This window comes from Mesobacillus sp. QJM3NY_10, from assembly GCF_056173465.1.
Window position 1 is genome coordinate 4,755,611 of the sequence record NZ_CM149675.1, and the last position, 19,804, is coordinate 4,775,414.

Annotated in this window: 18 protein-coding genes; 1 reads left to right on the plus strand and 17 read right to left on the minus strand. The window is 43.0% G+C overall.

Features of this window, described 5'->3' with window-relative positions; all coding sequences use genetic code 11:
- Nucleotides 1–11: 11 nt before the first annotated feature.
- From ssb to AC0VX7_RS23720, 6 genes are all read right to left on the minus strand, one after another.
- Nucleotides 12–509, minus strand: coding sequence for a single-stranded DNA-binding protein (ssb, locus tag AC0VX7_RS23695; RefSeq protein WP_214904072.1), 498 nt, complete (start codon nt 507–509; stop codon nt 12–14).
- Nucleotides 510–587: 78 nt separating this feature from the next.
- On the minus strand, nt 588–875 hold the full coding sequence (gene rpsF, locus AC0VX7_RS23700) for a 30S ribosomal protein S6 (protein ID WP_475426197.1): 288 nt from the start codon (nt 873–875) through the stop codon (nt 588–590).
- 261 nt (nt 876–1,136) lie between these two features.
- Nucleotides 1,137–2,237, minus strand: coding sequence for a redox-regulated ATPase YchF (gene ychF, locus AC0VX7_RS23705; protein ID WP_475426198.1), 1,101 nt, complete (start codon nt 2,235–2,237; stop codon nt 1,137–1,139).
- Between the two features lie 585 nt (nt 2,238–2,822).
- Nucleotides 2,823–4,823: a molybdopterin-dependent oxidoreductase gene (locus AC0VX7_RS23710; protein WP_475426199.1), complete on the minus strand. Its 2,001-nt coding sequence runs from the start codon at nt 4,821–4,823 to the stop codon at nt 2,823–2,825.
- Nucleotides 4,824–4,910: 87 nt separating this feature from the next.
- On the minus strand, nt 4,911–5,105 hold the full coding sequence (locus AC0VX7_RS23715) for a DUF951 domain-containing protein (RefSeq protein ID WP_023613382.1): 195 nt from the start codon (nt 5,103–5,105) through the stop codon (nt 4,911–4,913).
- Nucleotides 5,106–5,122: 17 nt separating this feature from the next.
- On the minus strand, nt 5,123–6,031 hold the full coding sequence (locus tag AC0VX7_RS23720) for a mechanosensitive ion channel family protein (protein WP_215035564.1): 909 nt from the start codon (nt 6,029–6,031) through the stop codon (nt 5,123–5,125).
- A 691-nt stretch (nt 6,032–6,722) separates the two neighbouring features.
- Between AC0VX7_RS23720 and yyaC the strand changes: the two genes are divergently transcribed.
- Complete coding sequence (gene yyaC, locus AC0VX7_RS23725) at nt 6,723–7,355, plus strand: spore protease YyaC (RefSeq protein WP_475426200.1); 633 nt, start codon at nt 6,723–6,725, stop codon at nt 7,353–7,355.
- Between the two features lie 204 nt (nt 7,356–7,559).
- On the opposite strand, the gene AC0VX7_RS23730 is transcribed toward yyaC, so the two are convergent.
- The 11 genes from AC0VX7_RS23730 to rpmH all read right to left on the minus strand — a co-directional run bounded on the left by AC0VX7_RS23730 (nt 7,560) and on the right by rpmH (nt 18,936).
- Nucleotides 7,560–8,270, minus strand: a complete 711-nt coding sequence (locus AC0VX7_RS23730; protein ID WP_041965150.1) for a DUF554 domain-containing protein — start codon at nt 8,268–8,270, stop codon at nt 7,560–7,562.
- A gap of 257 nt (nt 8,271–8,527) precedes the next feature.
- Nucleotides 8,528–9,376, minus strand: a complete 849-nt coding sequence (locus tag AC0VX7_RS23735; protein ID WP_475426201.1) for a ParB/RepB/Spo0J family partition protein — start codon at nt 9,374–9,376, stop codon at nt 8,528–8,530.
- The gene (locus AC0VX7_RS23740; protein WP_041965152.1) at nt 9,369–10,130 is read right to left on the minus strand and encodes a ParA family protein; all 762 of its coding nucleotides are present in this window, start codon (nt 10,128–10,130) and stop codon (nt 9,369–9,371) included. Before AC0VX7_RS23740 ends, AC0VX7_RS23735 begins: the two co-directional genes overlap by 8 nt.
- Nucleotides 10,131–10,422: 292 nt before the next feature.
- Entirely contained in the window at nt 10,423–11,316 is an 894-nt protein-coding gene (gene noc / locus AC0VX7_RS23745) for a nucleoid occlusion protein (protein WP_215035597.1), read from the minus strand.
- A gap of 324 nt (nt 11,317–11,640) precedes the next feature.
- Nucleotides 11,641–12,357, minus strand: a complete 717-nt coding sequence (gene rsmG / locus AC0VX7_RS23750) for a 16S rRNA (guanine(527)-N(7))-methyltransferase RsmG (RefSeq protein WP_475426202.1) — start codon at nt 12,355–12,357, stop codon at nt 11,641–11,643.
- A gap of 313 nt (nt 12,358–12,670) precedes the next feature.
- Entirely contained in the window at nt 12,671–14,557 is a 1,887-nt protein-coding gene (gene mnmG, locus AC0VX7_RS23755) for a tRNA uridine-5-carboxymethylaminomethyl(34) synthesis enzyme MnmG (RefSeq protein ID WP_475426203.1), read from the minus strand.
- Between the two features lie 121 nt (nt 14,558–14,678).
- Nucleotides 14,679–16,064 (minus strand): tRNA uridine-5-carboxymethylaminomethyl(34) synthesis GTPase MnmE, encoded by a 1,386-nt coding sequence (mnmE, locus tag AC0VX7_RS23760; RefSeq protein WP_215035577.1) that lies wholly within the window; start codon nt 16,062–16,064, stop codon nt 14,679–14,681.
- Between the two features lie 636 nt (nt 16,065–16,700).
- Complete coding sequence (jag, locus tag AC0VX7_RS23765; protein ID WP_475426204.1) at nt 16,701–17,321, minus strand: RNA-binding cell elongation regulator Jag/EloR; 621 nt, start codon at nt 17,319–17,321, stop codon at nt 16,701–16,703.
- On the minus strand, nt 17,318–18,091 hold the full coding sequence (gene spoIIIJ / locus AC0VX7_RS23770; RefSeq protein ID WP_475426205.1) for a YidC family membrane integrase SpoIIIJ: 774 nt from the start codon (nt 18,089–18,091) through the stop codon (nt 17,318–17,320). Before spoIIIJ ends, jag begins: the two co-directional genes overlap by 4 nt.
- A 162-nt stretch (nt 18,092–18,253) precedes the next feature.
- Nucleotides 18,254–18,616 (minus strand): ribonuclease P protein component, encoded by a 363-nt coding sequence (rnpA, locus tag AC0VX7_RS23775; RefSeq protein WP_475426206.1) that lies wholly within the window; start codon nt 18,614–18,616, stop codon nt 18,254–18,256.
- 185 nt (nt 18,617–18,801) lie between these two features.
- Entirely contained in the window at nt 18,802–18,936 is a 135-nt protein-coding gene (gene rpmH, locus AC0VX7_RS23780) for a 50S ribosomal protein L34 (RefSeq protein ID WP_013059930.1), read from the minus strand.
- Between the last annotated feature and the right edge of the window lie 868 nt (nt 18,937–19,804).

A 19,804-nucleotide genomic window follows, 5' to 3' on the forward strand; every position in this document is an offset into this window, starting at 1 on the left:
TCCGAGTTATATTAGAATGGAAGATCATCATCTGAAATGTCGATCTGGCCGCCACCTGCAAATGGATCTTCATCTACTTTTGTATAACCTTGGTTCTGGCGTTGATTCTGATTCCCGAATGGGGAACCTTGATCATTTTGGCGGGAATAGTTGTTATCCCCTCTGTCTGAAGTTTGACCTTGACCTTGACCTTTTGGCTCAAGGAACTGAACACTCTCAGCAAGAACTTCTGTAACGTATACACGCTTACCATCTTGTCCTTCGTAGCTGCGAGTTTGAACGCGTCCATCAACACCTGCAAGGCTGCCCTTCTTCAAGAAGTTAGCAACGTTTTCAGCTGGACGGCGCCATACCACACAGTTGATGAAGTCAGCTTCTCTTTCCCCCTGCTGGTTGGTAAATGAACGATTTACCGCAAGAGTGAAAGTAGCCACAGCAACTCCATTCGGTGTGAAACGTAATTCAGGATCCTTGGTCAAACGGCCAACAAGAATGACACGATTCATCATCAGAATCAACTCCTTCCCCCCAGCTTGAATGTTCCATGTGAAACATTTTACGCTGAAAGTTTCTATTTATATCATTAATTATTCTTCTTCTCTAATTACGATGTGGCGAAGGATATCTTCGTTGATCTTAGCAAGACGAGAGAATTCCTCAACTGCTGCCGGAGTAGCGTTTACCTTAACAAGCTGGTAGTAGCCATCACGGAAATCATTGATTTCATAAGCAAGGCGGCGTTTGCCCCATTCCTTAGCTTCTGCAACTTCCGCACCGTTTTCTGTAAGGATATTGCTGAAACGCTCTGTAAGAGCCTTTTTAGCTTCCTCTTCAATGCTTGGGCGGATGATGTACATAATTTCGTACTTTCTCATCACTGTCACCTCCTTTTGGTCTAAACGGCCCCATTACAGGGCAAGGAGTAATTGATTAATTACTCACAAGATGAAATTATATCACAGAATATATTCAAAGGCAACGCTATGTATAGCAATTCTACTTTTCATATTCTGGACTAATAATTCCTTTAGTGAAATACTAACATACGTTCGTATTTTTGTCCATTTTAACTTTGGGAAATTCTAACCCTTTTAATAAAAAAATAAAACCCTGCGAATTACGCAGGGTTCAGCTCATTAGACATTGAAACGGAAGTGGATGATGTCTCCGTCTTTTACTTCATATTCTTTTCCTTCAAGGCGAACTTTTCCAGCTTCTTTAGCTGCTGCCATGGATCCGGCTGCAAGAAGGTCATCGTAATGTACTGTTTCTGCACGGATGAATCCACGTTCGAAATCAGAGTGAATGACACCTGCACACTGAGGTGCTTTCATGCCATGGCGGAATGTCCATGCACGGACTTCCTGAACGCCAGCTGTGAAATATGTTGCCAGGCCAAGCAGACTGTAAGCCGCTCGGATCAACTGGTCCAAACCTGATTCTTCAATGCCTAGTTCCTCTAGGAACATTTGCTTTTCTTCGCCTTCAAGCTCAGCGATTTCTTCCTCAATTTTGGCACTGATGACGATTACTTCTGCATTATCTTTTTGTGCAAACTCGCGGACTTTCTGTACATATTCATTTCCGCTTGGATCTGCGACATCCTCTTCACCTACGTTAGCAACATAAAGCATTGGCTTGATTGTGAGCAAATGAAGATGTTTAACGATTTTCATTTCTTCGTCAGTGAATTCAACCGCGCGTGCAGGTTGTTCAGCTTCGAATGCATCACGAAGACGTGCCAGAATTGGAAACTCAATAGAAGCTTCCTTATCTTTTTGCTTAGCCAATTTCTCAACACGGCTAATTCTTTTTTCAACTGACTCCATGTCAGCAAGAATCAATTCCAGGTTAATAACCTCGATATCAGAAATTGGATCTACTTTACCGGCAACGTGAGTGATATTGTCATCTGCAAAACAGCGGACTACCTGGCAGATCGCATCTACCTGGCGAATATGGGAAAGGAATTTGTTTCCGAGTCCTTCACCTTTGCTCGCCCCTTTTACGATTCCGGCGATGTCAGTGAATTCGAAAGCTGTTGGTACAGTCTTTTTCGGCTGTACTAGCTCAGTCAATTTAGTTAAACGATAATCAGGAACCTCAACGATTCCGACATTCGGGTCAATCGTACAGAACGGATAGTTGGCTGATTCAGCACCAGCCTGTGTAATCGCATTAAACAATGTAGATTTCCCAACGTTAGGAAGTCCAACAATACCTGCTGTTAAGGCCATCCATGTCACTCCTCTATTTAAAAATGTATCTATTCAAGCAAGAATCACCTAAACGATTTTTTCCTCTCACAATTATAGAGATTACGAAAGGAAAAGACAAGCTTGTAAAAGGAAGCAAGCTCTTGGTAGCGTTGTGGAGATGAAATTGCTTGCATAAGGGTATCTTTCCGCTTGAATCGTGCCCTTATGAAGGGGAAATGCCTTGCATAAGGGTATCTTTCCGCTTGAATCGTACCCTTATGAAGGGGGAATGCCTTGCATAAGGGGATCTTTCCGCTTGAATCGTGCCCTTATGAAGGGGAAATGCCTTGCATAAGGGTGTCTTTCTGCTTGAATCGTGCCCTTATGAAGGGGAAATGCCTTGCATAAGGGTATCTTTCTGCTTGAATCGTATCCTTATGACGGGGAAATGCCTTGCATAAGGGTATCTTTCCGCTTGAACAGTGCCCTTATGAAAGGGAAGTTACTTTCGTGTGGAGCAAAAAGATTAAAAATAATTGCACTAATTCCCATCATATATATATTTCTGCTCCTATTCACTCAAAAAGAAAAACCGCACTCTATTCAAGTGCGGCTAAAGATTCATCAATCTTTTTCCACTTTTTCAATATTAACCAAGCAATCGTATAGCGTGCTTCCGAGTCCGTTATCTGATTCTCTACTAGATGTCAGCTGGTTGACGGAGCCACCAAACCTCGCGCTCAATCCTTCGTCGATGTTCACGGTTCCCGGGTGGGCAGCCTTGAGGATCGAAACTGTTCCTTGGATTTCACCTCTGTCATTCCAGACTCGGACATAGTCCTGGTCTTTCAATCCCTTTTCAGCAGCCACGCTGCTGGCGATCTCTACTTTCACATACGGCTCTGGCTGGAACAGGTGGAAGTGCTGCGAGTGGTTGGAACGCAGCGGATGGATCGTCAGCAGTGTATATGGATATTTTTCCGCCAAATCGGGATTGGTCCATTTTGTTTCGGTTGGCAGTGACAGCTTGATCCGGCCGTCTGTGACTGCAGATGAAGTGAATTCATATTTGCCGCTTGGCGTTTTGAATTTTCGATCAGCCCATGGAATCTCATCCACTGGCAATTCGGCAAATTTATCATCACGAATTTTTTCGAGCGAAATGCCCTTCTTCAACAATGAAACGAGCCCCATTTCCAAGAATTCTTCTCTTGTAAAATCGAATTCCTCGCCAAAGCCTAATCTTTTTGCGAGTTCCGCCCAAATCCAGACGTCCGGCTTTGCTTCTCCCGGTGGCTCAACCAGCTTCGGACCGTCATTTACATAATGATGGTACATCGATGAATAGTAAACATCTTCTACCTCAAAGGCCGTGGCAGCTGGCAAAACATAATCAGCCAGTTCAGCTGTATCCGTTAAGAACTGGTCAATCACCACCAGGGTTTCAAGCGATTCAAAAGCCTCTCGTACTTTGTTCGTATCCGGAACTTGTGTCAGCGGATTGCCGCATGTGACGATGCCCATTTTTATCTGAGGATCAATAGCTGATAGGATTCCCTCTGCCTGCCTCATCATTGTAAAAGTGCGTGATGAACTTTTCCGCTCAGCCATGGTCATGTTCTGATAGTCAAAACTCTGCCCAACCTGCTTGTTCGCATAGTTGGCTCCGCCTCCAGGAATGCCGATGTTGCCGCTGACAGCAACCAGAGCGTCCAGCAGCCTGATCGTATTGCCCCCATTTTCATAACGCTGCATCCCAAGCCCCATGATCGTTGACACCGGCCGGTCAGCATATACTTCAGCAAGATGAGTGATGATCTCAATCGGAACTTCGGTCACTTCACTGATATATTCCAATGTTACGCTATCCAGCAATGCCTTTAAATCCTGGAAGCCCACTGAATGAGCTGCCAAAAACTCCTCATCATGCAATTTCATCCTGAGCAGTTCCTTCATTATCCCAGCTGCCAAAAGTCCGTCAAATCCTGGCTTGATGGAAATGTATTCATTCGCCAGCTTGGCTGTTGCATTATAGATTGGATCGATCACATAAACCTTTGTGCCCCTCTTTTTTACAGCCTGAAGGTTTTGGAAAAGATGCATATTCGTCCGTGCGACATTTCTGCCCCAAATGACGACATGCTTACTATTCGTCAAATCTTTTGGTGCATGGCTGTAGGCATCGCCAAAATCCCAGTTCTGTGCTTCAATCCCGGCTCCCCAGCAAATCGAACCGGTCAATTCAGTCACACCGCCATATAAGTTGAAAAAGCGGCTGTCAAGATTGGATAGCAATCCACTGTTTGCGTAATCATGGCTATGCAAAACGGAAGTGGTTCCATAGCTTTCTTTATAATGAGCCAGTTTTTCCGCAATCTCTTCCAGTGCCTGATCCCAGGAAATCTGCTTGAAACTGCCCTCAATTTTTTTCAGTGGATAAAGCAAGCGATCTTCTGAGTTCGCCCTGTGCTCAAGCATCCTGCCGCGGCCGCAAATTTTTCCCTGTGTGATCGGGTGCTCCGGATTGCCTTCGACCTTCGTTACCTTCCCATCCTCAACGGTAACAAGGAATCCGCAGCTGTCCCAGCAATTCAGCGGACATGCTGAATGATGTACTATTGCCACTTCCTCATCTCCCCCCACTAATTCTCTATATCGTTCAGTAATTTTAATAATAAGGATAATACAATAATGAATAAAAAAGAAGCAGGATTATTCTCCCTGCTTCGATAAAACTTTCTTTACTTTTCTTGTGAATTCTTTTCTTGGAATCAAGACACTGTGCTCGCAGCCTTCACACTTGATTCGGATATCCATGCCAAGACGGATGATTTTCCACTTGTTGGTGCCGCAAGGATGTGGTTTTTTCATTTCAACGACATCATTTAGTTGAAACTCGTGGTCCAATTTTAAAACCTCCTTGTTTATTTACCGAATTCTTTCTGCTCTCCGCCTTCCTGGCGAGAGTACATGACCATTCTTGGGAATGGAATTTCAATTCCGTTCTGGTCGAGGAGAAGCTTGATATCCTTGCGAAGTTGCCTGCCCATATACCAGTGTTTCATTGGCAAGGTTTCAGCAACGATCCGCAACACGACCTCTGAAGCGCCAAATTGCTGAACGCCTAAAAGCTCAGGTGTCTTAACCAGTTCTGGGTACTTTTCAGTTGTTGTTTCCAGGTACTCCTGCAGTACTTTTTCAGCGTATTCAATATCCCCTTCATAAGCAATCCCGATATCAAGAACCGCCACACTGTTGTATAGAGAGAAGTTGGTGACTTCTACGATGCTGCCGTTAGGGAGAATATTGATTTCTCCCGTGAAGCTTTTAATTTTCGTCGTCCGCAGCCCGATTTCCTCCACAGTTCCCTCAAATTGTCCAATTCGTACATAATCGCCTACAGAAAACTGATCTTCGAAAATAATGAAGAAACCGGTAATGATGTCCTTCACAAGACTTTGCGCACCAAAGCCTACTGCCAAACCGACAATCCCAGCGCCGGCAAGCATTGCTTTGACATCGATTGCCATCGCCGCAAGAATGGACATGATCGCAATAAAATAGACAACGTACGTTAGCATATTTTCAAGCAATTTCATCAATGTTGCTTCACGCCGCTCCGTAATCCTTAGCGGCCCTCTCGTCCTGACCTTGAAGAAATTGTGGATCGCAATCTTTCCAACTCGAATGAACAAGCCTGTGATAATCAGGATCGCAATGATTTTCAAAACACTTTCCCCAATCGCAAACCAGAGATTCTCATCCATCAGCTTTTGACTCATTTTATTAAAAAATGCTTGTGTCTTGGTTAGACTTTCTTCTGTTTTACTCATATTCTCACCCGCCTGCAAAATTCATGCTTACATTATTGGTGCTATTTATACTAAAAGTTGATTATGAAGACCCTGTTGATTGTAGTGGAAGGCGCGTAGACTCCTCCGAAAATGCTAACGCATTTCCATCGTGCGTGGGCAGATTCGAGGAAGCCAATCAGTGTCCTGCGGGATCAGCTGGCCAGGTGAGACCCCGCAGGAGCTTGCGACGAGGAGGCTCGGCGCCAGCCCCGAGGAAGAATTGCTTATGAAAAAGACGGCAAGTGGTCTTTTTCATATTCTTCCCGCGGAAAGCGAAGCGCATGGAACGAAAATCAACAGACTTTTTTTACAGAGCCACCATTAAACGTTATGTAACAAACTAGTAAGTTTCATACAAACACAATCATTTTATCAAGTTTTATAATGTAGTTAAAGAAGACTGTTTCTATAAGTTGATGCCATAACGGAATATTTTTAACTCAAAAGCATCCTTCAATCTAATCTAATACATTATTATTTTAATATAATATTATTATTTTCCGATAGAGTCCAAACCATTATAAAGCCTTTTTAAAAAATAAGTCATTATTCCTCTATAAATGGTTCACCGCTCCAAAAGACCCTGTTTAAATCTTTCTGTTTACAGGTATGTATAGATTACAAAAAAAGTCCGTATACTGATAGTACGAATTTTTAAGGAGTTGATCCAATGAATCTCAAAAACCATTTTTTCGAGCGGAAAAACAATGTGGCAAAAATTAACCATGAAGATGAACTGGCTGCCGAAAAGCTGGCTTCTGAAATCCTGGACCATTTGCCTAATTTCAGCACACGCCCAATTGTTTTTGTCTGTATTGGAACTGACCGCTCTACCGGTGATTCATTGGGTCCGCTAATCGGAACGCTGCTGCAGGAAAAAGAAATCGCGCCATACCATGTATATGGAACACTTGATGATCCAATCCATGCTGTAAATATGGATGTAAAACTGGCCGAAATCAAACAAAAACACTTCAATCCTTTTATTATCGGCATAGACGCTTGCCTTGGCCGCTTAAAAAGCGTAGGCTCCATCCAGGTAGGCAATGGGCCCGTCAAGCCAGGTGCAGGAGTGAATAAGGAACTGCCTGAAGTCGGAAACATGCACATTACCGGTATCGTCAATGTCAGCGGGTTCATGGAATTCTTTGTATTGCAAAATACAAGATTGAACCTCGTTTTAAAAATGGCAAAAACGATCGCAAACGGTATTTTCGAGAGCAGTAAGCAGTTGCCGAAGAAACAGGATTGGCCTAAGATCAACTGGGACCTTGAAACCGAGCAGCCAACAGTTGCTGAATAATTTTAAAAATGCCTGGAGGCTACCCAGGTATTTTTTCTATTCTTTCTACTTGTCAATCCTTAACGAAATGAGAAAAGGAACAACGAACCACCCTGGCATCACGATCGTCCAATAAAGTAAGTAAGCAGTTATCGCAAAAATCAAAATGCTAAGTATAAATAATAGACTGGAGAAAAACCCTTTCACGACGAACTCACCCCCACATTAAATCCCAATCATATAATGTGAGATCGTGACAAGAACACCGGTTACAAGAATACCTGGCAGCAGGTTCGCGACCCTGATTTTTGTCAATCCAATCAGGTTCAAGCCGATGGCAAAAATCATGACACCGCCGGTTGCAGTCAGCTCAAGGATAAAGCTGTCCATCAATGCCTGTGGTATAAACTTATCTATTTGTGTCGCAAACAAAGCGATTATCCCCTGGTACAGCATGACAGGAATCGCAGAAAACAGAACGCCAATACCCAGTGTGGTGGTCAAAATTAATGCCGTGAAACCGTCAATGATTGCTTTAGTATAGAGGACGTCATGGTCTCCGCGAATTCCGCTGTCGAGCGCGCCGATAATGGCCATCGCGCCAATGACAAAGATCAGCGTCGCCGTCACAAACCCTTGTGAAATACTGCCTTCCCCTTTTGACCCAAGCTTCCTTTCTAGCCAGTCCCCAGCAGAATTCAGCTTATCCTCCAGCTTCCAAGCTTCACCTAGGACTGCACCAATCACAAGACTCAAAATAACAATCAGGAAATTGGCACTTTTAAAGCCCATTTGCAGGCCCAGCACCATTACCGCAAGCCCGATGCCATGCATGACTGTAGCTTTCATATTTTCAGGGATTCTCGTCAGAAGCCTGCCAAGCAAGGTCCCTATGATAATCAATAGCCCATTAACAATGGTGCCAAGTAAAAACATATTGTTCACCTATCTTCGGATTTTGTATGAATACGGGTATGTAAAGGCTGTTATCGTAAAAAATGTTGTTAAAATCCTAAGCCGATTTTAACGAATAAAAGGCTATTTTGTAGATCGGTATTAAGAGTGCAAGCTCTTTTCTCATAATAAGCTTTCATTTGTGAAGAAAAATAGGTCATTCAATCCTATTTTGTAGTCAATAGCAACAAAGTTTGAGAAAAGAGCCATGTAAAAAAAGAAGCCATCAATTTGATAGCTTAAGAGTTTTGCTGATCTAATAGTTCCAGAATCCGTTCTAAATCATCTTTCGAGAAAAACTCTATTTCAATTTTCCCTTTATTTTTGGATTGTTTGATGTTAACAGTGGTTCCGAAACGTTCCCGAAGTGTAGTTTCACGCTCTCGAATGAAAACATCTTTTGTTACTTTCTCTTTTTTTGTTTCACGTGGAACAACTTCGTTCATCTCCTGGATCAACTGTTCAAGCTGGCGGACATTCATTCCATCTTTAAGGATTTTATCCACAAGAATCGGCAGCTTGTCTTTCTTCCTTAATCCTAGAAGCGCACGCCCATGCCCCATTGAAATCTTGCCATCTGAAATGAGTTGCTGGATTTTAGGAGGCAGCGATAGCAAACGAATATGGTTGGCTAGATGCGGTCTGCTTTTTCCTAACCTTTTCGCTAACTCTTCCTGTGTAAGCTTCAGCTTCTCAATCAAAGTTTGATAGGCAATTCCCTCTTCAATTGGATTCAGGTCTTCACGCTGGAGATTTTCCAGTACAGCAAGCTCCATCATTTGTTGTTCATTCAGCTCACGGACGACTGCCGGCACTGTTTCCAGCTTTGCTTCTTTTGCTGCCCGGAAACGCCTTTCCCCAACAACGATTTCAAAGCCCTTTATCGTTTTCCTGACGATTATTGGCTGAAGAATTCCATGTTCCTGGATCGATAACTTCAATTCTTCTATCGCTTCTGGCTGGAATACTTTTCGTGGTTGATAAGGATTTGGCCTTATTTCTTTGACGCTTATTTCCTGGACCTTCTCTTCTCTCTCAGCTTCCATGTTAAAGAAAGCATTCAATCCTTTACCTAAGCCTTTAGCCATTTGCAACCACTTCCTTTGCAAGATCTAAATAAACCTCTGCCCCGCGGGACTTTGGATCATAAATGATAATTGGCTCTCCATGGCTTGGAGCTTCACTCAGCCTAACATTCCGTGGAATGACTGTCTTGTACACCTTGTCCTGAAAGTACTTCTTCACTTCTTCAATGACTTGAAGACCAAGGTTCGTACGTGCATCCAGCATTGTTAGCAGAACCCCTTCGATCTTCAAATCCTGGTTTAAATGCTTCTGTACAAGGCGAACAGTATTCAACAGCTGACTTAGCCCTTCAAGTGCATAATACTCACATTGGACAGGGATTATGACGGCATCTGAAGCCGTCAAGGCATTCAGTGTCAATAAACCAAGAGATGGCGGACAGTCGATGATAATATAATCAAATTGATCCTTGACTTCCTCGAGAGCCCGCTTCAGGCGGACCTCCCTTGAAATCGTGGGCACAAGCTCGATTTCCGCTCCAGCAAGCTGGATGGTCGCAGGAATTGTATATAAATTTTCTACCGCTGTTGGATGAATGACATTTTTGGCTTCAACATCGTCAACAAGAACATCATATATGCATTGCTCAACATCTGCTTTTTCAATTCCAACACCACTCGTTGCGTTTCCTTGAGGATCTGTATCGACAAGCAGCACTTTTTTTCCTATGTATGCCAGGCACGCACCGAGGTTCACTGATGTAGTCGTCTTGCCGACTCCACCTTTTTGATTCGCAATCGCAATGATTTTTCCCACATTGTCACCTTCTTTCAAACCCGTAAAATAAAATATTCAGCTTTATCAAGCATAAAATGCATTAAATCAAGGCCTTCCCCGTCATCCATATAGAATATGGGATGCTGAAAAAAGCAATCATGTATTCTATTTTATCATGAATCTAGATAGTTGATAGAATTTTTATGCAAAAGTAATAATCCGGTAATATGCCAGGTCTATTAAACAAAAAAACACCATTACCAGACGATTGACTCGGTTGGATTTTGCCAACAAAAAAGCGGGAGACGGCTTGTCCCCCACTAGCAATCTATTATTTCTTCTTTGGTATGCGAATCGTGAATTGATAGAACTCTTCAAACTCTTCTTCTTCTGAATCGAGATTGATGCCGCTGTCGGAAACCATTGTCAGCGACTGGCGGATTGTATTGACCGCAATCCTCATATCTTTGCTGAATGCCTTCCGTTTTGGCTTTGGTTTTTCTTCATTTTGACTCAGAAGCTTGACGACGCGTTCTTCCGTTTGTTTGACATTGAGGGATCTCTCTACGACCTCTGCCAAAACCTGTACCTGCAGCTGAGGATTTTTCAACGGGATTAACGAACGGGCATGTCGCTCTGTGATCAGTTTATTCAAAAGCGCATCCTGTACTTCCTGTGGAAGCTTTAGCAATCGCAGCTTATTCGCAACTGTTGATTGACCTTTTCCCAGTCTTTGCGCCAAAGCTTCTTGGGTTAGGTTATGAATTTCCAGCAATTTACCATAAGCCATTGCTTCTTCAATCGGTGAAAGCTCCTCACGCTGGAGGTTCTCAATCAAAGCTACAGATGCCGTTTCGGAATCGGATAAGTTTTTAACGATTGCAGGAACCTCTTCCCACTCAAGCTTTTTCATCGCGCGCCAGCGGCGTTCACCGGCAATGATTTCAAACTTATCCTGATCGAATTCCCGGACAACGATTGGCTGAATTACTCCATGTATGTGAATGGTACGGGCCAATTCTTCAATTTTTTCATCATCAAAAACAGTTCTTGGTTGGTATCTATTTGGAATAATATGGTCAATCGGAATTTTCTTTATTTCTTCGTTTTCTATGTTGCCAATATCCTCAACTGTCTGTTCTTCCACTTGGTTCTGTTCTTCCACCTGGTTCTGTTCTTTTTCCTTTTCCCCAAGGCCAAAAAAGCGCGAAAGAGAAGGCTTCATCACCCTACACCACCTTTATGAACTCCCTATTACATATTCTCTATAAAAATGACAAGTTCCTGCCTATAGACTCTATTATAAACTAAATTCATTATGCAAAATAGACCAAAAAGCATAAGCGCATTGGTCAGCCCCGACAGGCATAAGACGACCTGCGAGGAGGCAGTTTTCCAGCCACCACAGCAGGGCGGCTTATGACCCGAGGGGCTATGCGCTGAAGCTAGATTAGACAAAAAGCGCCAGCGTACATGGCCGGTTTCCTGTATTGTATCAAATTGTGCACCTCAGGTCTTTGACCTAAGGTGCTGCAAATGATAGAAGCCTCTATTCAATCGGCGTTTTATTCGGAGTTCCCGGCTTTCTTGGGTACTTCTTAGGTGTTGGCTTTTGTTTATTTATGATTAGAATATTTCGTTCACTTTCTTCCACCGGCAATGTGAATGAATGCGCGGATTCCAGCTTGCCGCCAAGTACACCGATCGCTTTTTCACCAACCTGCAATTCCTCTCCTGCCTGGTTGCCCTTCATGGCGATAAATGTCCCGCCAACTTTCACTAGCGGAAGGCAAAGCTCGCTTAATACTGACATTCTGGCAACAGCCCTGGCCATAACAACTTCATATTTTTCACGATGGGCTGGGTTCTGTCCGAATGTCTCCGCACGATCGTGGATGAATGTTGTTCCTTCAAGCCCCAGGTCTTTTGAAAGCTGCTCCAAAAACGTGATTCGCTTATTCAAGGAATCGACAATTGTAACCTTGATTTCCGGGAATGCAATTTTAATCGGGATGCTTGGGAAACCGGCACCGGCACCAACGTCGCACAAATTGAGCGGCTTATTAAAATCAAAATAAAATGCGGCAGAAACGGAGTCATAGAAGTGTTTCAAGTACACCTCTGGTTTTTCTGTGATCGCAGTCAAATTCATTTTTTCATTCCACTCGACGAGCATTTTATAATACGTTTCATATTGCTCCAGTTGCTTCTGGGAAAGCTCAATCCCCTTTTCAGCGAGCAAAGCTTTAAATTGATCTGTATTCATAAGCCAACCCTTTCTGTCCTTGCTGGTGGATTCATAAGAAAAGCGCAAGCGCCTTGGTCAGCCCCGACAAGCGTTGCCCGACTAGAGCGCCACGTCCTGTGGCTGTCGGGTCTGCACATCCTGTGCCTCAGAGGGCCGACCGGTGAAGTCGTTCTTTGACTTTCATCGGGCGGACCGAAACGTCTCGAGCTGCTCAAAGCTATCGCTTCTCGCAAGACACTCGAGGGAGCACTCTCGGGGATGAAAACTGGCTAGGCGCTGGAGCTAGACACTAATCTATGTGGAGAAATCATACTTTCTGCAATTAAAAACATTACGATTCGATCCGTGCAATACGCCCTTGTTCCAGATAAACGAGCAGGATGGAGATATCTGCAGGGTTCACACCTGAGATTCTCGATGCTTGCGCCAAGGTCAACGGACGTACTTCTTTCAATTTTTGGCGAGCCTCTGTTGCCAGTCCAGAAATGGCACTGTAATCAATATTTTCCGGAATTTTCTTATCTTCCATCTTTTTCAGTCTTTCAACCTGCTGAAGTGATTTCTCGATATATCCCTCATATTTGATTTGAATTTCTGTCTGTTCCTCTGTTTCAAAATCAAGTTCACCAGCTGCAGGAACGAGCTGCTTGATATGACCATAAGAAACCTCAGGACGCTTCAATAGATCTGAAGCACGGATGCCATCCTTCAACTCACTGCCGCCAAGCGAACGAATCAACTCCTGAACCTCTGCTGTCGGTTTAATGATGATCGATTGAAGGCGTTGTTTCTCACCTTCAATTGCTTCTTTTTTCGCTAAAAACTTCTGATAGCGTTCCTCAGTAATCAAGCCGATTTCGTATCCTTTTTCAGTCAAACGAAGGTCCGCATTATCGTGGCGCAGAAGCAGGCGGTATTCCGCTCTTGATGTTAAAAGACGGTACGGTTCATTTGTTCCTTTTGTCACGAGATCATCGATCAATACACCAATATAGGCATCAGCACGGCTAAGGATAACTTTTTCTTTGTCCAACGCCCTTCTGCCAGCATTGATCCCAGCCATGATTCCCTGGCCGGCAGCCTCTTCATAACCTGAAGTTCCATTGATCTGGCCTGCAGTATAAAGATTTTTAACCATTTTCGTTTCAAGTGTTGGCCAAAGCTGCGTCGGCACGACCGCATCATACTCAATCGCATAGCCGGCACGCATCATTTGTACTTTTTCCAGGCCAGGTATGGTCTGAAGGATTTTATGCTGGACCTCTTCCGGCAAGCTCGTTGACAATCCCTGCACATAAACCTCCTGAGTATTCCTTCCTTCAGGCTCCAGGAAGATCTGGTGGCGCGGTTTGTCATTGAACCGGACGACCTTATCCTCGATGGATGGGCAGTAACGCGGGCCAGTACCCTTGATCATTCCGGAATACATCGGTGAACGGTGTAGATTTTCATCAATCAGCTGGTGTGTGCTTTCATTCGTATACGTCAGCCAGCAAGGAAGCTGGTCGGTGATGTATTTGGTCGTTTCATAGGAAAATGCACGGTGGACATCGTCACCAGGCTGGATTTCTGTTTTAGAATAATCAATGGTGTCGCTATGCACACGCGGCGGAGTTCCCGTTTTAAAACGAACCAAATCAAACCCAAGCTCCTCAAGATGTTCTGACAGCTTGATCGACGGCTGCTGGTTGTTCGGACCGCTTGAGTATTTCAATTCTCCAAGGATGATTTCCCCGCGCATATAGGTACCCGTCGTGATCACGACTGTTTTCGCACGATAAATGGCTCCAGTCTGGGTAATGACCCCTTTACATTCTCCATCCTCAACAATCAGGCGCTCAACCATTCCCTGTACCAATGTAAGGTTCTTTTCGTTTTCCAGCGTCTTCTTCATTTCATTCTGATAATCGAATTTATCAGCCTGGGCCCTCAACGCACGTACTGCAGGACCCTTTCCTGTATTCAGCATCCTCATCTGGATGTATGTTTTATCAATATTGCGGCCCATTTCGCCGCCCAAAGCGTCAATTTCCCGTACAACAATCCCTTTTGCAGGTCCGCCGATTGACGGGTTGCACGGCATGAACGCAATCATATCAAGATTGATGGTAATCATCGCGGTTTTCGCACCCATGCGTGCCGGTGCAAGTGCCGCCTCAACTCCCGCATGGCCGGCACCAACTACAACCACATCAAAATTTCCGGCTTCATAACCCATCCTGCTGCCTCCTTTTTATGCTGCAATCAAACTCTACAAGAATCTTTATAGTCTAAAAGTGCTACATTATAATTTTTCCGTAACATATATAGAAAGTTTTTCAAGAATAATATCTTTATTTTTACTTCCCTAAACAGAATTGCGAGAATAACTGGTCAATCAAGCTTTCATGCACACTTTCACCTATTACTTCGCCAAGCAGCTCCCAGGAACGTGTCAAATCTATTTGGACGATATCAATTGGCGTTCCCATTTCGACACCGCTGATCGCTTCTTCAATCGAATGGACAGCCTGGTTAAGAAGTGCGATATGCCGGCTGTTCGAAACATACGTCATGTCTCCCGATTCAATCGCACCTGAGAAGAACAGGCTAGATATTGCTTCTTCCAGCTCATCCACTCCCTTGTCCTCTAGCAATGAGGTTGTTACAAGGGAATAATTATTCGCAAGCTCCTTCACCTGGTCCATATCGATTTTTTGCGGAAGGTCGGTTTTGTTGACGATGACAATTACATCCATCCCCTCAACAGCTTTGAAAATGTTCCGATCCTCTTCCGAAAGCTCATCCGAATAGTTCAGAACCAGCAAAATCAAATCCGCTTCCTTCAAAACCTGGCGAGAGCGTTCGACGCCAATTCGTTCGACGATATCTTCAGTTTCCCGAATTCCAGCTGTATCAAGCAGTCTCAAAGGAACGCCGCGGACGTTCACATATTCTTCAATGACATCGCGAGTTGTTCCTGGAATATCGGTAACAATCGCTTTGTTTTCATGTACAAGGCTATTCAGCAATGAGGATTTGCCGACATTCGGACGGCCAACAATGACGGTTGACAGTCCTTCACGAAGGATTTTTCCTTGCTGTGAGGTTTGCAGAAGCTTTTCCAGCTCCCCTTTTACATACTTCGCCTTTTCCAAAAGCATGTTATGCGTCATTTCCTCTACATCGTCATACTCCGGATAATCAATGTTCACTTCCACATGGGCAAGTATTTCAAGGATTTCCTGGCGTAGCTTCTGGATAAGCCTCGATAGGCGTCCTTCCATTTGACCAAGCGCCAGATTCATCGCACGGTCCGTTTTCGCCCTGATCAAGTCGATAACTGCCTCCGCCTGTGAAAGGTCGATCCGCCCATTTAAAAAAGCCCGTTTTGTAAATTCCCCCGGCTCTGCCAGTCTCGCTCCCTGGTTCAGAACAAGCTGGAGCACACGGTTTACAGAAACAAGACCCCCATGGCAGTTGATTTCGACTACATCCTCTTTCGTGAATGTTTTCGGCCCTCTCATAACAGAGACCATTACCTCTTCGGCAACTTGTCCAGTTTTCGGATCGATCAGATGGCCGTAATGGATTGTATGCGAAGCCACCTCACTTAGCTTCTTGCTGCCAACCCCTTTGAACAGACGATCTGCTATTTCAAAAGCTTGATCCCCGCTTAAACGGACAATCGCAATCGCACCTTCACCCATCGGCGTAGAAATCGCCGCAATCGTATCAAATTCCATTTGCTCACCCCACTTTTTCTGCAAAAAGTATATATATCAAAAGATTAAAGTTTGTTTTCTACAAATTACTAGAATACCACATCACTTTAGTGAAAAAAAGAAAGGAATCCTCGTAACTCAGAATTTATCCACAACTCATTAAATAAACTTATTTAATTTTAACTTATCCACATGTGAATAACAATAAAACCAAGTGAGTAAATAATAAATGATTTTTATTTAGGATGTGGAAAACTCAAATGGGATTTGAGAGAACTAATAGAGGAAGTGGATTACGAGTTTTAATTTGAGAATTGGGTGGAGAAATGGGATCCGAGTGAACTGAAGACTGGATGCTGAACTGGAAAAAATGCATGATATTTTCCAAGTCGCCAATAAAAATTGAATTTCGCCAATAAACTGCGCATTATCGCCAATAAATTTGTATTTTCGCCAATAAAGTTGTGAAAACCGCCAATAAAATCGACTATTGAATAAAATTTCATTATTGCTGGGTCAGAAAACACTATAATTCAACCCTTCTGAAGCAATTATTGAGCTCGATACTTCAAAAAATCGCCCAATTACTTTAAAATAGGTGATAAAATCGAACAAAAACCCCGAACCAGCGCTTGGTTCGGGGTTTTTCACTTATTATTACTTTGCAGGCGCAATCACAATATGTCTATGTGGTTCTGTGCCATCGGAATAGGTTTTGATTTTCTTGTTTTTCATTAATGCAGTATGAATCACTTTGCGTTCATACGAAGGCATAGGTTCAAGCGCGACGGTTTGGCCTGTTCTGACTGCTTTTTGCGCAAGACGTTCGGCCAATTGGATGAGTGTATCATTCCTGCGCTGGCGATAGTCCTCAGCATCAAGCAAGACAGTAGCATACTGTTCAGAATAACGGTTCATCACGAGCTGGGTCAAAAATTGCAAGGAATTCAGTGTTTGGCCTCTTTTTCCGATCAGCAAAGCGATTTTCTCACCAGACATCGTAAAGAGTACTGTTTTCCCTTCCTTTTTCACATCAACTTCAATTGGAGCTCCCATTTGCAAGCCAATCGACTTCAAATAATTTACGGCTTCTTCAACAGCATCGATTTTCACTGTCACTTTGACGACAGCCGGGCGTGTGCCGAAAAATCCGAAAATCCCCTTTTTGCCTTCATCAATTACATCAATCTCTGTGCGGTCTTTGGTTGTCTTTAATTGAGCTAAAGCGGATTCTACTGCTTCGTCGACATTTTGTCCTGTAGCAGTTACCTGTTTCACTTTTTTGCTCCTCCCGCATTGCCGGCAGCAGTTGCTTTAAGGTCCGGCCCTTTAATAAAGTAAGTTTGAACAATCATGAATAAGTTACCGACTACCCAGTACAATGAAAGTGCTGCTGGGAAGTTGATCGCGAACACAATAATCATGATTGGCATTAGCCACAGCATCATTGCCATTTGCGGATTCGCTTCCTGGCCAGCCATCATCATTTTTTGCTGGATGAAAGTTGTCACACCTGCAACTAATGGCAGGATATAATATGGATCCGGTGAACCAAGGTCGAACCACATAAAGTTATGCTCGGCAATTTCCCTTGTTCTTGAAATCGCATGGTAAAAACCAATCAAGATTGGCATTTGAACGATCAGCGGGAAACATCCTGCAAGCGGATTGACACCATGCTTTTGGAAAAGTGCCATTGTTTCCTGCTGGAGCTTCTGCTGGGTTTTCTGATCCTTGGAGCTATATTTTTCTTTTAACTTTGCCATTTCCGGCTGCAAAGCCTGCATAGCTTTTGAACTCTTTGTCTGTTTAATCATAAGCGGCAAAATAGCCAGTCGGATGATCAACGTAACAGCGATTATAGAAAAACCGAAACTTCCACCAAGCCATTCAGCCATCTTGACGATTAACAAGGACAATGGATAAACGATATACTCATTCCAAAAACCCTTGCTTTCCTCAGTGATTGGCTGGTCATACTCCATACAGCCTGTCAGCACGGTCATCACTAAAAGCAAGCCCATTATCAATAATATTCTTTTTTTCAAGCTTCATTTCCTCCTAACTTCCCGGTACGTTCATTTATTTTCAAAAGTTTGTCCCAAAATTTATGTACATTTAACCTTGTTAGGGCAATGCAATCAAGAGTATTTTATCATCTTTTATAGGGAAGCGCTTTTAAAAATTGCAAATCGGCAAATATTTTTGCCTCAATCATTATCTCCACGTTTTGGCTTCTTCAAAACCTTACCGACCTTCAAGACATGCTCCAGGCTTTTCTTCACTTCATGCATGTCCATTTCAGCGGTTGGCTTTCTGGCAATGATGATGTAGTCGTTCCCGTTATGGACCCGTTCCTGCAGTTCATGGAATGACTGCCGGACATATCTTTTGATCTGGTTGCGCATGACGGCATTGCCAATTTTTTTGCTGACTGACAGCCCGATGCGAAAATTCTCCTGATCAGGCTTTTTTAAAATATAGACAACAAATTGCCGGTTCGCAACTGATCTTCCTTTTTTAAAAGCCTCTTGGAATTCTTTATTTTTTTTAACTCTGAAGTCTTTTTTCATCTATAGCACCTTCAATTCTCTATGGATCTGAATTTTTCTTTGGGGTTCTTTTAAAAAGGCGGGCAAAGGAATTTATTCTTTCAGTATTGCCAAAAATAAATCCCCTAAAAGCCACTTTGCCAGCATACAGAGCTCCCAAAATAGTATTGCCCAAAGAGAAAAAAGACCACTGACATTTCAGTGGCCTAAGCTGATAATACTTTTCTTCCTTTGCGACGACGGCGAGCAAGAACCTTACGGCCATTTGCACTGCTCATGCGGGCACGGAATCCGTGAACTTTGCTGTGTTTACGTTTATTTGGTTGATAAGTGCGTTTCATATATGTTACACCTCCCTGAGGAATAGCTGTTACAGACAGTCTTTGTAATTATAAAGAGGCGCAGTATAAATTGTCAAGTGCCTATTCGGAAATCGACGGCATTACCAGAATTTAAAATTCAGTTCCACTTGGATTTTCTTTATATGTTTGTTTTCTCTAATCTGGACCATAACCATTTTTCAACATTTCGGAACCCTTTCGGAACTTTATGATCCCATTAAGATAAAATCCAGAAGTCAGTCTTATAAAAATTTTATAAAGAAAAGTTCGCTAAGAAATCATTCACTAAAAATTTGTGAAGAATATTTTTCGCTATAAATAGAAATGTTAATCGATATATTTTTATTGGTTATTTAGTGTCTCCAAGCGCCCTGTGGACAAAAATCGACATGGTTTTTTTTATCCACAAGGCTTCCTGACAGCTTTTACACAATTCAAGCGCCTGTGGACAATTAATCTCCACAGTGATAGTGTATTGTGGATAATGTATTAAAAAGCGTTGCGCCATGCTAGATTATCTGATATTATATTTGTGTTTTCACTCTTAATAATTCGATAACGAAAATATATTTATCCACAAATTGTGGATAAGCTGTGGATAGGTTATTCAGGCCTGTTGTAAAACTTTGTCCACAGAAGGTGGATATTGTCGAAAAGCTTCTTTTCTTCCTTATTATATATTTTTCCACATTAATAGTTTTGTATATTTATTAATTCAGGGGTTGTACAGTATGTATAACCTTTGATTTTATGCTTTTCGAGCAGACTTTTTTCCTGAAGGCCAGAAGATTTGTGTGAAATTGTGAGTGCAAATGCAGCTAGATATAGAGAAAAAGCGTAAAAACGACGAGAAAAGGAGGGATAATTG